This window comes from Pinibacter soli (assembly GCF_029961145.1).
GTDB classification, from domain to species: Bacteria; Bacteroidota; Bacteroidia; order Chitinophagales; family Chitinophagaceae; genus Pinibacter; species Pinibacter soli.
The window spans coordinates 2,042,743-2,058,584 of sequence record NZ_JASBRG010000007.1; the positions used below are offsets into that span (position 1 = coordinate 2,042,743).

The 15,842-nt window shown below is 40.8% G+C and carries 8 protein-coding genes; 3 read left to right on the forward strand and 5 right to left on the reverse strand.

The genetic code is table 11. The annotated features are described in order from the left end of the window. Positions 1 to 120: 120 nt before the first annotated feature. Positions 121 to 2,991 carry a TIM-barrel domain-containing protein gene (locus QJ048_RS18685; protein ID WP_282335934.1) on the reverse strand — a complete coding sequence of 957 codons (2,871 nt, stop codon included), beginning with the start codon at positions 2,989 to 2,991 and terminating at the stop codon, positions 121 to 123. Positions 2,992 to 3,338: 347 nt separating this feature from the next. Here QJ048_RS18685 and QJ048_RS18690 point away from each other — a divergent pair, with 347 nt between their 5' ends. The 3 genes from QJ048_RS18690 to QJ048_RS18700 all read left to right on the forward strand — a co-directional run bounded on the left by QJ048_RS18690 (position 3,339) and on the right by QJ048_RS18700 (position 5,857). Then, positions 3,339 to 3,776: an RrF2 family transcriptional regulator gene (locus QJ048_RS18690; protein WP_282335935.1), complete on the forward strand. Its 438-nt coding sequence runs from the start codon at positions 3,339 to 3,341 to the stop codon at positions 3,774 to 3,776. A gap of 58 nt (positions 3,777 to 3,834) precedes the next feature. Continuing rightward, positions 3,835 to 4,566, forward strand: coding sequence for an iron-sulfur cluster repair di-iron protein (gene ric / locus QJ048_RS18695; RefSeq protein WP_282335936.1), 732 nt, complete (start codon positions 3,835 to 3,837; stop codon positions 4,564 to 4,566). Positions 4,567 to 4,945: 379 nt separating this feature from the next. Further along, the gene (locus QJ048_RS18700) at positions 4,946 to 5,857 is read left to right on the forward strand and encodes a M48 family metalloprotease (protein ID WP_282335937.1); all 912 of its coding nucleotides are present in this window, start codon (positions 4,946 to 4,948) and stop codon (positions 5,855 to 5,857) included. A gap of 64 nt (positions 5,858 to 5,921) precedes the next feature. Here the strand turns inward: QJ048_RS18700 and QJ048_RS18705 are convergent, their stop codons facing one another. The 4 genes from QJ048_RS18705 to QJ048_RS18720 all read right to left on the reverse strand — a co-directional run bounded on the left by QJ048_RS18705 (position 5,922) and on the right by QJ048_RS18720 (position 15,672). Beyond that, positions 5,922 to 10,097, reverse strand: a complete 4,176-nt coding sequence (locus QJ048_RS18705) for a hybrid sensor histidine kinase/response regulator transcription factor (protein WP_282335938.1) — start codon at positions 10,095 to 10,097, stop codon at positions 5,922 to 5,924. Between the two features lie 271 nt (positions 10,098 to 10,368). Next, positions 10,369 to 11,382 (reverse strand): LysM peptidoglycan-binding domain-containing protein, encoded by a 1,014-nt coding sequence (locus QJ048_RS18710; protein WP_282335939.1) that lies wholly within the window; start codon positions 11,380 to 11,382, stop codon positions 10,369 to 10,371. 74 nt (positions 11,383 to 11,456) lie between these two features. Next, complete coding sequence (locus tag QJ048_RS18715; protein ID WP_282335940.1) at positions 11,457 to 12,827, reverse strand: methyltransferase RsmF C-terminal domain-like protein; 1,371 nt, start codon at positions 12,825 to 12,827, stop codon at positions 11,457 to 11,459. Positions 12,828 to 13,563: 736 nt separating this feature from the next. Beyond that, positions 13,564 to 15,672, reverse strand: coding sequence for a glycoside hydrolase family 97 protein (locus QJ048_RS18720; protein WP_282335941.1), 2,109 nt, complete (start codon positions 15,670 to 15,672; stop codon positions 13,564 to 13,566). Positions 15,673 to 15,842: the final 170 nt, after the last annotated feature.

A 15,842-nucleotide genomic window follows, 5' to 3' on the forward strand; every position in this document is an offset into this window, starting at 1 on the left:
GCCATGATTGCACGCTCCTCATCTGCCATGGTTCGTGTCCTCGCGAACCATTCTCGCTCCGCTTCGTTGTTTCGATTCGTGAGGACACAAACCGAGGTGGTCGCGACTACTTTTTACTTTTTACTTTCTACTTTTTATTACAATTTTCTTTCCACTGTACGTCACGCTTTCATCGCCTTTCGAATCAGCATCAAATGCCTGTGCGTTTTTCTTGTTGATCCATTTTATATTGAAGGTTCTTTTCTTCAACATGCCATCGAATGAGCCGCTTCTTTCACCAATGGTGAGCGTTCCTTCGGCTTCGTTGTAAGTGATAGGAATGTTTGCAAAAGCGCCTTTCTCGTAATCGTATTTCAAGCCGTCATCTTCATACAATGAGAACTTGCCGTCTTTTCCGGTGTACACATACAGCGTAATAACAGATGCAGTTTTTTCAGAAGTAAATTGCAATTCAGGACCAACAGGAACGATCGAACCTTCTCTCACAAATAGTGGAACACGTTCGTAAGGTGCATCAGCATTGATGGTTTGGCCACCATCGTCATATTTTCCGGTGTAGAAATTATACCATCCGTTGCCTTGTGGCAAGTAAACACTGCGGCTTGTTGCTTTGTATTCCAATACCGGACTTACCAGCAATGAAGGACCAAACATAAACTGGTCGCCAATATTTTTAACCTTGGGATCATTGTTGAAATCCATTACCAGTGCACGCATTGGCGTATAGTCGTCTTGATAAATTTTTCCTGCGAAAGAATATATATAAGGCATTAATCTGTACCGCAGGTGATCGTAGTATAACATGCTTTTGTATGCTGGGTGTGTTTCGGGTGCTACATTGTAAATTTCACGGTACGGAAACTGACCATGCACACGAAACAGCGGACAGAAAGCACCAAATTGGTACCAGCGTGTCATTTGTTCGCGCCATTCTTCAAGATCCTCGCCTTGCGCATGCTCATATCTTTTTTCAACGGCAAAGCCACCAATATCCATGCTCCAATAAGGAAGTCCGGACAGAGAGAAATTCAATCCTGCTGCAATCTGATCTTTCATATCGTGCCAGCGTGCAGCTATATCGCCGCTCCATATTACAGCACCATAACGTTGTGATCCAGCAAAACCGGAACGTGTTAAAATGAAGCTTCTTTTACCGGGGTCAGTGCCTCGTTGTCCTTCATAAATTCCTTTTGCATTTTCAAGAGGATACGCATTTAGGTATTCGGCTGAAGGTCCTGCGGCAGTTGGCTGCATTTGTTCGATTCTTTTCTCAGGACTTACGTTCGACAAAATATCCGGCTCACTTGCATCCATCCACCATGCATCAACTCCTTTTGAGTACAGATTTTTGTTGAGCAAGTCCCAGAATCCTTTGCGTGCATCTGCATTAAAAGCATCGTAGAATGTAGACACATAGCCTTGTGCGATCCAGTCGCGTTGTCTGTCTGCTACGTTTCTTTTATACAACCATCCGTTTGCATCAAACTGTTTGTATGCAGGAATGCCTTCGTAAAATTTCGGCCACACAGAGATCATGAAATGCGTATTCTCTGCATGCAATGTTTTGATCATTCCCGTTGCATCGGGAAAACGAGAACTATCAAATTGCTGGCTGCCCCAATCATCCTGTTTCCAATAGCTCCAGTCCTGCACGATGTTGTCCAATGGAATTTTTCTCTTTCTGAATTCTGTCACAACATCCAACAATTCTTTCTGTGTTTTGTAGCGTTCCCTGCTTTGCCATAAACCCCATGCCCATTTCGGCAACATGATCGCTTTTCCCGTAAGTAAGCGGTAACCACTTATTACTTCATCCAGGTTTTTTCCGTTGATGAAATAGTAATCAATCTTTTTACCTGCATTTGAAACAAAAGCAAAATCATTTTTCTGCGCATCCGGCACCGGCGCTTGCCATTTTACCGACAGGTAACTATCGTTTCCATCAGGCTGCCATTCTATTTTAATATTGTACTTAACACCTTTTTCCATTTGCAAAGGCATCAATACGTCTCCAGGGTTCCACGGTTGTCTCCAGCGATTGAGGAGCAATTGATTGTTTACCCAAATCTTTACATAGCCCGCAGATTTTACATGAAACTGATGCAAACCTGTAATTCCTGATTCAACCGCACCTTCCCATGTTACAATTCCATTGTTGTGTGTAAAAAACCCTTCTGGTGCTTTTTTAATATCATTCAGAAAAGTATAATCGATTTCAGATTCTGCTCTTACAGCAAATTGCTTGAAAGGGCTGTTGTGATGTCCGTACGTAGCGGTCAGCCAACCGTTGTCACCTTCTTTTGAATACAATTTCAAAGCAGAAAGTGGCATCAGCGGGCGAACGTCTCCCGCAGTCGTCAGTGAATTATTATCCCAAAGAATACCGTAGTTATTGCTGGACACTAAAAGTGGTACAGCTACTTCAGTATTATTTTGCCACAAAAAAACCTGCTGACCGCGGTAATCCATCACGTCACTTTGATGCTGACCGAGGCCGTACGTCGCTTCGTCATCTTTTAATGTGAATGCCTGCCGTGTTTCATAGAGCGGCTGACCTTCATAAATCACACGCCTGAAGTGGCGGCTGTTATCTTTTTCCTGTAATAAAATATTACCGGAAATATCCTTGAAAATCACTTTTCCCGTTTTGAGGGAAATCTGGACCTGGATAGCAGCCGTCCTTACAACGACTTCGTTTTCATTGTTTGTTACATTCCAATTCGAGTTCTTGTTGTTGGGTAGGTTGTCCTGTAACATCAGGCTTTTGCTAGTCTCCGATCCGTTCAATGGAGTTGCCACCACCCTGATGATGTTATCGTTGATCACATACAGGGAAAGTTTATTGACACCTTCATCATTGGGTGCGGAAAAATTTATGGTAATGCCGTTCTGTAATTTTTCTAAAACTGGTTGCTGCGCAGACACATTTATAGCAACCAAAAAGGAAAGGACGCAAAGCAATGCTACTTTTTTAACAGGCAAAACAATCATTTTATCACAAGTTTTATTAGTTCCTCTTTCGCTATGAAAGACAACTCTAATATCTCTTGATTTTTTTTCTGTTTGGTAAGCCGATTGTTTACGATTAGGGGTAAAAATGTTAACCGGGAGAAAGCGACTGCGTAATGAATTGATTTTTATTAAGTTATTTTAGGGAATTAACATTTGACCACCTAAGTACTGATTAACTGAGTAACTGAATAACTGAAGGTGTTCGATTGTCAGAGTGACTTTTCGATCCACAGCTTCAGCTATTCAGCCATTCAGTTGATCATTTTTTTTTCAATAAAAGACAAAAACATCCTTAATTCTCCTTACCTTTGTGAAAACATCGATCAATGCTTTTTTCAAAAACTTGTGAGTACGGAATCCGGGCCGCCGTTTATATCGCTTCGCAAAGTGATAAAGCGGAAAGAACGGGCATTGAGGAAATTTGCGAAAACATTGAGGCGCCGCGACATTTTACTGCAAAAATATTACAGGTGCTTACACGCAATCACCTATTGAGCTCGCAAAAAGGAGTGAACGGCGGTTTTTATATGACGGCCGAGCAACTGAAGCAACCGATAATCACCCTAGTAGAAGCGATCGAAGGCAAGGAAGTTTTATCGAAATGTGGCCTCGGCCTTAAAGCATGTTCAGAAACAGAGCCTTGTCCTTTACACAATAAATATGCGTCCATTAGAAATGATATAAAAAAAATGCTTTCCGGTATGACCATTAAGGACATGGCAGTTTCACTGCAAACCGGCGGAACATTTCTGAAAGTCGATTAAAATTTTTTTGACCAAATAAAAGACAAAATCATCCTTATTTAAATTTAAACTACATATTATGAGCTACACTTCATTAGAAACAAAACCGGAAACAGTTGGCGAAATGGCCCGCAGAGATTACCGCAAAGCAGAAGTTTTTAAAAGACTTGGCATCGATTTTTGTTGTGGCGGAAAGAAAACAGTCGAAGAATCGGCTGAAGTGGCAGGCCTGGATGTAACTCTGGTAAAAGAAGCGCTTAGCAAATCAGAAACGGTAAATGTGGGAACTGCACAACACGATTTTGATAGCTGGCCGTCTTCTTTCCTTGCAGATTACATCGTGAATGTTCACCACAAGTATGTAAGAGAGAGCACCCAAATACTGGATGAACTGAGCAACAGGGTGGCTTATAAACACGGCGACCGTTTTACTTACCTGCCATTGCTGAGAAATTATGTAATGGAGCTGCTAGAAGAACTACATACGCATATGAGAAAAGAAGAAATGATCCTGTTTCCATTTGTAAAACAACTTGAACAACGCACTAGTGGTGAAAGCAACTCATGCGGAAGTTTCAGTACAGTTCAACAACCAATCTCGGTAATGGAAGATGATCACAATGCGGCAGGCGAGCTGGTGAGAAAGATAAAAGAACTGACTGACAATTTCACTATTCCTGCCAATGCCTGCAACAGTCATAACCTGTACTTCAAAAAATTAGAAGAATTTGTGGGGGACCTGTATCAGCATATCCACCTTGAGAATAATATACTGTTTCCGAAAGCGATTCAACTGGAAAAGGCACAATAACTGAATAACTGAGTAACTGAATAACTGAGTAACTGAATAACTGAGTCGCTGAAAATTTAAGGATTGAAGTTCAATAACCATGAAGATCACCCAATGGCAAAGGCTCTGAAAAACTCAGCCAGGCATGCTGGGCAAGCTGCCAGGCTGAGCTTGCCTTAGCTTCGTTACACATGAGAAAAGCTAGCTATCTTTTTTATCCATAATCCTAAGAAAACTCGTTTATTCAATTATTCAGTTATTCAGTTATTCAGTTATTCAGTTACTCAATCATTCAATTAGGCCGGCAAATTTTATCGGAGGGACTTTTCTTTGGAGTATTTGCATTATTTTCTTGTTCACCAATTGCCAGCCAAATATCTTCGGTGCTTAAATAACTTCTATGCTAAACAAAAAATTAGCTCTTGTAGCTTTATTTGCTGGATTAACAAGTGCCTCTTTTGCTCAAATCAAATTAAATGACAAGGCTTCCTCTGCTCTTAGTGACGGCATGACGGCATTGACCTTCAGCGATGCCGATGCAAGAGCTCTTGCCAAACAGGGTGTTGCCAAACTGGATTCGGCCAATACTGTAGCCGCCGCAAATGATCCTTATACGTTACGTTTAAATAGCCTGATCTCTAAACTACCGAAGGTTGAGGGTGTCACGATGAACTACAAAGTGTACAAGACCAAGGACATAAACGCATTTGCTTGTGCTGATGGTAGCGTGCGTGTATTTTCCGGACTAATGGATATGATGACGGATGACGAGTTGATTGGCGTTGTGGGGCATGAAATAGGTCACGTAGTAAATCACGATACACGTGACGCAATAAAAGCAGCATACACACGCTCTGCGGCCCAAAACGCAGTAGGTTCAACATCCACCACAGTTGCTACTCTAACCGACAGCCAGATAGGCGCTCTTGCAAATGCCCTGCTGGAAGCTAAACACAGCAGAAAACAAGAAAGCGAGGCTGATGATTTTTCTTACAATTTCATGAAGAAAAATAAATATAACGTCATGGGCCTGGCATCGGCTTTTGAAAAACTGGCAAGCATGGAGACAGGTGCAGACAATTCAAAACTGACAAAGATGATGTCTTCGCATCCCGACTCAAAAGATCGTGCAGCCGCTGTAATCGCAAAAGCCAAACAGGACGGATTATACAAAGAAAAAACTCAAACGGCAACAACTACAACGCCAGCGACAACTACAACAGCAAAATCAACCACAGCGACAAAAACAACCACAACGAAAACCACGACCACTAGTAAGCCTAAATCAACAACGGCAAAACCTAAAAAGTAAAAATTGTTTTTGGGGATATTGTCACGACAAATAACTGGTTTACAATTCAGGCATTAAACCCTGATTATTCAGCCTGTGAAGTATTTGTTTTTGCATACGCAGAGGGAGTAACACCAAACTCTTTCTTGAAGTATTTCGCAAAATATTTAGGATCGTTAAAACCAACTTCGTAAGCAATTTCCGAAACGGTCATTTTGGATTTTTCTAGAAGTTGGGCGGCCCGTTTTAATCTGATATCACGAATGAAATCAATCGGGCTTTTTCCACTTAGTGAGAGCAATTTTTTATAAAGTGCAACGCGGCTCATGAACATTGCCTTGCTAAGATCTTCCACGGAGAAGTCCGGGTTAGAAATATTTTTTTCTACAACTTCCAGTGCCTGTGCTAAAAACTTTTCATCCGGAGAACTTATCTCAACATCGGTGGGTTTTACCTCCATTTGCTTTTGGTAAGTTTTCCGCATTTTTGTTTGCAGCGACAACAGATTCTTTATACGCGACTGAAGAATTTCAAAATTAAAAGGCTTGGTCATGTAATCATTGGCGCCGGTTTCCAACCCACGCAACTGCTGGTCTTCTCCCATAAGTGCAGTTAATAATATTACCGGAATATGTGCCGTTCTTTTATCGGCTTTAAGTTTTTTACATAGCTCTATTCCGTCCATTACCGGCATGGAGATGTCGCTCACTACAAGTTCGGGATGCGACGCCAATGCTTTTTGCCAGCCCACTTTTCCATTCTCCGCTTCAAGTATATTAAATTGTTCGCGAAGGTTGTCCTTCAAATAAAAACGGAAGTCATCATTGTCCTCTACCAATAACACTATTGGCTTCTTCGAGAATGAATGTTCTTTTACTCCTTCCCCATTTTCTATTTCTGCCGGAATAATCTGTTGCTCTGTTTCAATGTGTTTGTTGTTTCCATTTACCGCAACCACTTCATCGATTATATTTTCCTCTATATTAATGGGTACGTGAACCGCTTCCTTCAATGGCAATGCCACTTCAAATGTGCTTCCCTCGCCTAAAACGCTGTGCACAGAAATGCTGCCATTGTGCAGTTTTACAAATTCTTTTGTGATGGCAAGTCCTATCCCGCTTCCCTGGTTTATTAAAGTGCCTGGTATTTCATTCTGGAAAAATCTGTCAAATATTTTCTCCTGCTTGTCATGCTCCATGCCAATACCTGTATCAGTTACTTTCACCGTCAAAAGGTGTGTCGCATTGTCTGCATGTATCGTCTTTAAAACCACACTTACACTCACTGTTTTATTCTCTGGTGTAAACTTGAAAGCATTTGAGAGCAGGTTGAAAAGAATACGTTCTATTTTATCGTGGTCAAAAAAAGTAATAAAATGTTCAATGTTGGCTGCAACAGAAAACTTAATATTCTTTTTATCCGCAAGGTCAGTGAATGATTGCGCGATGTCTTTTGTGAATTGAATGATATCGCCCTGCCTTGTTTGTAGCTTCAGTTCCTTTACTTCCATTTTACGAAAATCGAGGAGCTGGTTTACAAGATTCATCAACCTTCTTGCATTGCGATAGATAAGTTGCAGCTGTTTCTTTTCATCGTCATTACCAAACTTCAACATCCGTTCGAGAGGCGTTAAGATCAATGACAACGGCGTTCTGAATTCGTGGCTCACGTTGGTAAGAAATTTAATTTTCAGCATATCCAACTCATGCAATCGCTGTGCCTGGTGGCGCTCCTGCTCCAACGCAAATTTTGTTCTTGCTCTTTGTAGTATTCTATATCGTGCAAAATATAATGCGCCTGCAATTATCAACAAATACAACAGATATGCAAGCGGCGTTTTCCAGAACGGCGGCAATACTTTTATTGTCATAGTAATGCCCTTCTCGTTCCAAATGCCATCATCATTGGATGCTTTCACTTTTAACGTATAGGTGCCCGGGCTAAGGTTGGTATAGGTTGCTTTCCTGTTTTTACCATCCGTCAACGTCCATTCTTTATCGAATCCTTCGAGCATGTACATGTACTGGCTCTTCTCGGTATTAGAATAACTCAATGCAGCAAACTCAACAGAAAAAACATTTTCATTGTTCTTTAATACGATTTGATTTGTTTCACTTATGGACTTATCCAGCACAACATGCTTACCTACTTTTTCACCAACGCCAATTGTTTTATTGAACAATAAAAAATCTGTAAATGCAATTGCCGGAACGGATTTGTTAGTTTGTATGTTTGAAGGGTCGAATAGATTAAACCCATTTGCACCGCCAAACATCAACTCTCCTATTCTTGTTTTTAGCGCAGCATTTTCATTGAACTCCCTGCCTTGCAAACCATCCTGCTCATCGAAGTTTTGGAAACGATAAACATACTCTTTAGCACTGTTTCCTGAAATGGATATTTTACTAATGCCATTCCTTGTGCTTATCCATACGTTATGATTGTTGTCTTCAAGAATATTCAGAATATTGTTGTCCGCCAGACCATCGCTCACTCTTAATATCTTCACGACTTTGTGGTCAGTATTATAGATTGTTATTCCTTCACTGGTTCCAGCCCATATCATGCCGCGACTGTCTTGCAGGATGGTCATCACAAAATTGTTGCTAAGGCTTGTGCCATTGTCATTGTGTGAGAGATGAATAAACTTTGATGTTTTGTTATCCAGCACGTCAATACCTGCATCTGTGCCGAACCAAATATTTCCGGTCCTATCTTCCGTGATCGCCGCTATATAATTGGTTTGAAGAGAGCCATCTGCTTTGCGATGATGGGAAAATGTTTTTGTATTTCTGTCAAATAAATCGATGCCGTTGCCTAATGTTCCAATCCAAAGTCTCTGCTTGCTATCTTCAAAAATTTCCCAGATACGATCGTCTGAAATGCTTGCAGGATTAGCTTCGTTGTGTTTATAGTGAATGAAATTTTTCCCGTCATAGCAATCTAATCCGCCATAGTAAGAACCTATCCAGAGCTTTTGCTCGTGATCTATCCAAAGACTAACGATCACATCGTTGCCGATGGAGTTTGTGTTGGAATTGATGTGTGTATATCGTGCAAACTGATTGGTTTGCCTGTTGAAATAGATCAGTCCTCCACCATTTGTGCCAATCCAAATGTTACCTTTCGCATCTTCTACAAAACGATTAACATCATCATAAGTCAGGCTGGCAGGATTTGACGGTTGATGACGATATAAAGGAAACTTTATTATATTTTCTCTGTAATAACTTACGCCCTGCTTATATGTACCGGCCCAAACAATTCCGCTGTTGTCGCGATATACAGTAGTGATCGCATTTTGAGAGATTGTTTTGTCATCATCTTCGTTGTTGAGCAAATAACGAATGCTATTATTTTTCTTATCGTAAATATTAACACCGCCATGATCTGTACAAATCCATATCAATCCATCGCCATCCTGCGTCACGCCGTTAACAATGTTATTGTTTAATTGCGGCGATGATTCTTTGCTGATGTGCGTGAGCTTATTTTGTGAAGGATTGAAATGAAACACACCATTTGAAACGGTTGTAACATAGCACCAGAGCTCATCCTGGGCGTCTATAAAAATTTGAAAGTCGCTGTTGCCTGAAAAATATGACCTCAGTAATGCGTTGCGATAAACAACTTTATTTGTTTTGCCATCCATTTTCTCCATTATTCCATTGCCGTGGATGACCCAGAAATCTCCCTGGGAGTTCTGCGCAAAAGCTGTTACATTGTTATCGCATATTGTTGTTTCGTCGTTGTTAAAATGTAAGAAGTGATTGCTTTTACCCGTTTTGGTATCGTACCGGAAAAGTCCTGCTGTTGTATGAACAAACCAGTAATAACCCTTTGTATCTTTCTTGATATCATCTATCGCAGAATCAGGAATACCTATTTTAGCAAAATACATTTTCTCATCTCTACTAAAGCTTTCAGTTTCCCTGTCGTAAAAATTGATGTGATCCCTTGCCTGTACCCAAAGTTTATTATCCGGCCCTTCCCAAATTTTAGAAATGATATCATTTTCAATCGAAGTTGAATCACCAATTATGTGTTTGAATACTTTGAATTTATAGCCATCGTACCTGTTCAATCCGGAAGAGGTGCCAAACCACATAAAGCCTTTATCATCACGCAATATGCTATTGATCTGGTTGTTAGACAATCCATTGCGAATATCAATACGGGAAAAACGGTACTGTGTTCCCTGCGACAGCAAGTCACAGCAAACCAGTATTTGCAGTAATAATATGACAGACAAGCACCTCATAGCAGTAAAAAACAGTTAAGCAAAGTAAGGGTAATAATTGAATTATTGAAAAGAAGACAAGAGATGCCACACATCCCTGATATTACCACTTTGACACTAAGGGCACGAAGTTTCACTAAGGAATTCCAGATAATCGGGTTCTCTTAGTGTAGCTCAGTGCCCTTAGTGCCTTAGTGGTAAAGAAACTCTAGCATAATGATATTGCAACCCAATAAAAAAAGGTTGAATCGCTTCAACCTTTCAATTATTCAATTATTCAGTGATTCAATTATTAGTACGCAATCGAAGCGCTGAATTTATTTTCGCCGGCACCAAGCTCTGCAGCAGCGGCGTTGCTGATGCGGATCGCGAGGCCACTGTTTTCTTTTATGTCAGCAAGATTGCCAAGCACTTTCGCGTATACAATTTTGTTGTTGGATGTATTGCTTACTTTAACAATGGTACCCACAGGCACATTGTTCATTAATGCGTAGTATTTACCATCGCTCCAGCCGCTGGTGCTGCGGAATATTGCAGCGGAGCCAGAAGAACTTTTGCTTCCATTATCAAATTGAGACTTAAAGTAACCGCCTTTAAAATCAACATTGGCAGGCGTTGTGGTAGTCGCAGCTGTTACCGGTTTATTTTCTGAAACTGTTGCAGGAGCTGTTTTCTCAGCAACAGTTTCAGTTTTTTTATCTTCAGTTTTTACAGTTGTTTGTTGGGTTGCAGTAGTTGCTGCAGCTGCCTCACCGGTTGAACCTGGAGTAGTTGTGGATTTTGTTTCAACAACTGTAGCGGTCTCTGTTTTTATGGTTGCAGATCCTTTAGCAGCCAATATACTTTGACTAGGCTTCACCTTTAAGTATCCAACCACCAGTTTCATTCCGGCTTTTAGTTGATCATTTGTGATGCCGTTCCATTTTTCGATATATGCGGTTGGCACTTTATTGTAGTTGGTGCTGATGCGATACATCCATTCTTTTTCTGCTACGATGTGATAAACAGGCACAAATACTTCATCTGCTGCCTTTTGTCCATTTTGCGAAAAGTTAGATGCATTTAGCGGTATTCTTACTTTTTCACCAATGCTTAACGGCTTATCCATTGAAGTACTATTGAATGGTGCAATTTCTTTCGGACTGATGTTATACAACCTGCCGATGCTGTACCAGTTTTCTTTCGCCACCACCGTGTGCTCGACATATAAATTAGGAGAGGCGCCTTCTACCATCAAATCGCCGGATTGGGCAAAAGAGGCTTGGGATATTAGAATCAAAAGGAATACGTTCAGAAAAAACCTCATGTTATTGTTGTTTAAACCGTGCAAATATGATTAATCTTTGTGAACATCGTACAAATTAAGCACCAATTTTATGCTCACTTCAAAATTCTCCATTCTTTCGGGTAATAATTATTCAATCGATTAGGTAATAACTTTACCCAGCCGAGATTTCGTTTCTTGTACTGCAACAGTGCCCAGCCTTTGCTGCCGGCATCCAGCCTGAGATCCGACTTCCGCAGATATTGCAATGCTTCATCCAACGTTATGTCAACCGCGGGAATATTATTACTTAATAAATTACTAACAGCTAGTGCGTGTTCAGGTATCAACTCTTTCGCAGTTATTTGCCCCAGTGCAACACCTGCCTGCTTAATATATAATGATTGCTGCAACAGGTCAATATCCTGTACAAATCGCTCAGGAAGCGCCAATGCCAATTCTTTCCATTTTAAAATAGAAATCGCTGCATCTTCCCTGATCCATTTTTCAGCAATTGCTATTTCATTTTTCGATAACTTTTCCAGCTTCGATTTTTTTGGAAAAACCACCTCTCCACCTTCACTTTCCTGTTTCTCCATGCAGGCTATAAAAAAGCCTTCACCTTTTACTTTATCAGGATAAAATCTGTATCCGTATGCATTGTGTTTATCACTTAACGCTTCAACAATATGCCATTCGGAGTCAGTGGATAAACGCAAGCTTTTCATATTGAACTCATCGATCAGCCAGTCTGCTATCACTTCATCTTCATCTTTTGAATAGGAACAGGTAGAATAAATTAAAATGCCGCCCTGCTTAAGCGCGGGCAAAACATCTGCTATGATCCTTTGCTGGCGCTGGCTGCAGAGCTGCACATTGGCTTCGCTCCATTCGTTTATCGCATCAGGATTGCGGCGAAACAAACCGCTGCCGCTACAAGGTGCGTCGATTACGATAATGTCAAAATAACTTTCCAGCTTAGTAAAATCTTTTGGATCGTTATTGGTGACGACTACATTTTCCGCGCCCCATTTGGTGATATTTTCTGCAAGAATATTCGCTCTTGTTTTTATCACTTCATTGCTAACAAGCAAACTGTCTTTTGAAATAACAGATTGTATCAACGTTGATTTACCGCCCGGTGCAGCGCAAAGATCCAATACCTTTAACGGTTGCGACAAATCTGCGGTTTGTCGTAATGCTTGCTCCAAGAACATACTGGATGCTTCCTGTACATAATAAGCGCCAGCATGCAATAGCGGATCAAGTGTGAATGAAGGTCTTTGTTTTAAATAGTATCCGTTTGATGTCCAAGGGATTTTTGAATCAACTTCAAAAGTATGTGCCTGAACATCGAATGTTTTTGCGGGGTTTATTCTTGCCGAGGTGATCTGATGGCCTGATGCATGCACTTGTGTAAATGCTTGTTCATCGTAACCTGGCAAACCTTCGAGAGATGCTAATAATGCGTATGGTAATCTTGACACCTGATAATTTTAAATCTTTCAAAGGTAAGAATGTTGAGCAATGTACGGAGTACAGGAAGAATGTACGAAGTACGATGTGCGATGTACGAAATTCGTTGAGGAGGAACATCTGGATGACTTTCTTACACCGTACTCCGTACATCATACAGACCAGCAACTTCCGCCTTTACGGTGCAAAACAAAAAACCGGCCCCAAAAGAAACCGGCTTCATTATGCTAAAAACTAAAAAACTTCTGTGTAAAAAAAAGGGTCCACTGTAGAAACAGCTGACCTCTAACGATTGCTTGCCATATGAAAAATTCGTAAAAATCTCTTTGGAAGTGTAGCAGGTCCTTTGCTTTTTCTCTGCTACTTGTGCCCGGTTCTTCTCTTTTCTTTCTCTTCAACCTCTTTCGTTCCGTTCACAATGTAAAAGTAGCTCACGGCGGAGGAGTTTCTAAACCAAGTTTTTCTCCTGTTCATGATGCCAAAACGGAATTACAATTCGTACAATCCACAACCAGAAAGGGTTTTATGACGAAAATCATATGAAGCCCAACGAAAATCAGATGGATTATTTTCTTGAAAAATATAGTCAAAAAGTGAAATAACCCATCATTTGTAGCTCATATTAGATCATGGCGCAACCGGATTGAATCCTTCTACCTAAAAAAAACCACTGATAAAAGATGGAAATCTTACATCAATGGCGTTTTAAGAGTGTTAACAGCTTTAACATCTTGTACGAATCAACTATCAGTTACCTGGCATAATACTAATTGCGGCGCCTCCTCCCGGAGCCATCTTAAGGTTGAGTTTAGTTGTCGCATCTACTTTCAGCTTTTGTATCTTATATGATTCGGGGTTGTCTTTCCAATCTGCTTTATCTCCATCGGCATAAATAATGGCAGTGTATTTTTTTCCTTTATCAAGAAAATCCAGCGAAACAATCGTACTCCTTGCGTTTTCATCAGTGATCGAGCCGATGAACCAATTGTCTTTTCCTTTTTCTTTACGGGCAATGGTGATGTAGTCTCCGGGTTCTGCTTCCAGTATTTTGCTGTCATCCCAATCTACAGGCACGTCTTTTATAAACTGGAACGCATCTGGCTTTGCTTCATAGTTTTCCAAAAGATCAGATACCATTTGCACCGGGCTGTACATTGTAATGTATAGTGCCATTTGTTTTACAAGCGTTGTATGCACTTGTCTTGTGGGGTCTTCGGGGGAATAATTTTTTAATTTAAAAATACCTGGTGTGTAATCCATCGGGCCACCCATCAATCGAGTGAATGGCATGATGGTTTCATGTTCGGGTGCATTTCCTTTGCTGAAAGCGTTATATTCATTGCCACGACCGGCTTCGCAGGCGAGCCAGTTTGGATAAGTGCGTTGCATGCCCGTTGGTCTTGGCGGCTCGTGCATGTCGACCATTACTTTGTACTCCACTCCTTTTTTCGCAACACGTTCGTAATGATTCACCATCCATTGTCCGTCATGATGTTCGCCACGAGGAATTATTTTTCCTACATAGCCAGTCTTTACAGAAGTATAGCCAAATTTATTCATGAAGCGAAACGCTGTATCCATCAGCCTTTCGTAATTCGTTGCTGAACCAGATGTTTCGTTGTGCATGATCATCTTTACATTCTTCGATGCGGCATAGGCAGTAATTTCTTTCAAATTGAAATCAGGATATGGTGTAACGAAATCAAAAACATCTTCTTTCCAGTTGCCAAACCAATCCTCCCAGCCTGTGTTCCAGCCCTCGACCAATACACCACCGATACCATTCTTTGCTGCGAAGTCAATGTAGCGTTTTACGTTTTCGGTATTGGCGCCGTGTCTTCCATTAGGAATGGGTTTACCATTTGCATCAGTGCTGTCTGCATATTCAGAATATCGCCAGGTGCTTTTGCCAATCTGCATTTCCCACCACACGCCTACAAACTTCATCGGCTTTATCCACGACGGATCCTGAATTACAGAAGGATCATTGAGGTTGAGAATAAGTTTTGAAGCTAAAATATCTGCGGCTTTATTGCTAACAATAATTGTGCGCCATGGTGTTTTGAATGGCGCATGTAAAAACGCCTTGCTGCCCACTGCATCAGGAACAAGATTGGATGACAGACTACTTGTACTTCTGTCAACACGCAGTTGCATGGCAGGATAACCTGACAATGCGGCTTCATGTATATTGATGTACAAGCCGTCATTTGTTTTCATCATCAAAGGCGTTTGCACCGCATATTGATCTGGCGCTACACGCACCGCTATATCTGCGGCTGTTGTGGCGAGTTTCCAAGCATCTACTTCGCTGAGTTTTGAAATAGTGTATGGATATTCGTTTGTATCATAATCACCAGGTATCCAGAACGCTTTATGATCGCCTGTTAAATTGAAATGAGTGAATTCATTTGTAACCACAAAATATTTAAGGTCCGTTTGTTTTGGAAAAACATAACGAAACCCTACACCGTCTGCAAATACTCTGAAAATGATATCGAGATATCTGTCTGTTGCTCCTTTGTGCTTTAAATGAACGGCAAGTTCTTCGTAATTGTTTCTTATCTGGCTAACTTCGCCCCACACCGGTTTCCACGTTTCGTCTACCTTTTTCTTTTCGCTACTCAGTAATTCAAAATCTTTGTAAAATGTACTATCATCGCCTAATGCAAAACCAAGCGACGATGGTTTTACTATTTGCTTTTGGTCAAAATATACTGCGTAATTGGGCGTTCCGGATTTATCTAGTACGAATTCCAACCTTACTCTGTTCATCCCGGCATTTAGTGTGTTTGCTTCCTGCGCTGTTGATCTCTGAACAGAAATCATACACACAAAGAAAACACAAGTCTTCATTAGTCGCATAGCTGTTTTATTTTTTTCAATCATTCTTTTTGTTGCCACAGAGGACACTGAAACACAGAGAAATTCAGGAAGGCTCGCCTCGAAAATCATGTTCAGGGAAAGAATTTGAAAGTGTCCTTTAGCGTCCCTTTTTTTATTCCTCACTCTTAATATCTATTAGT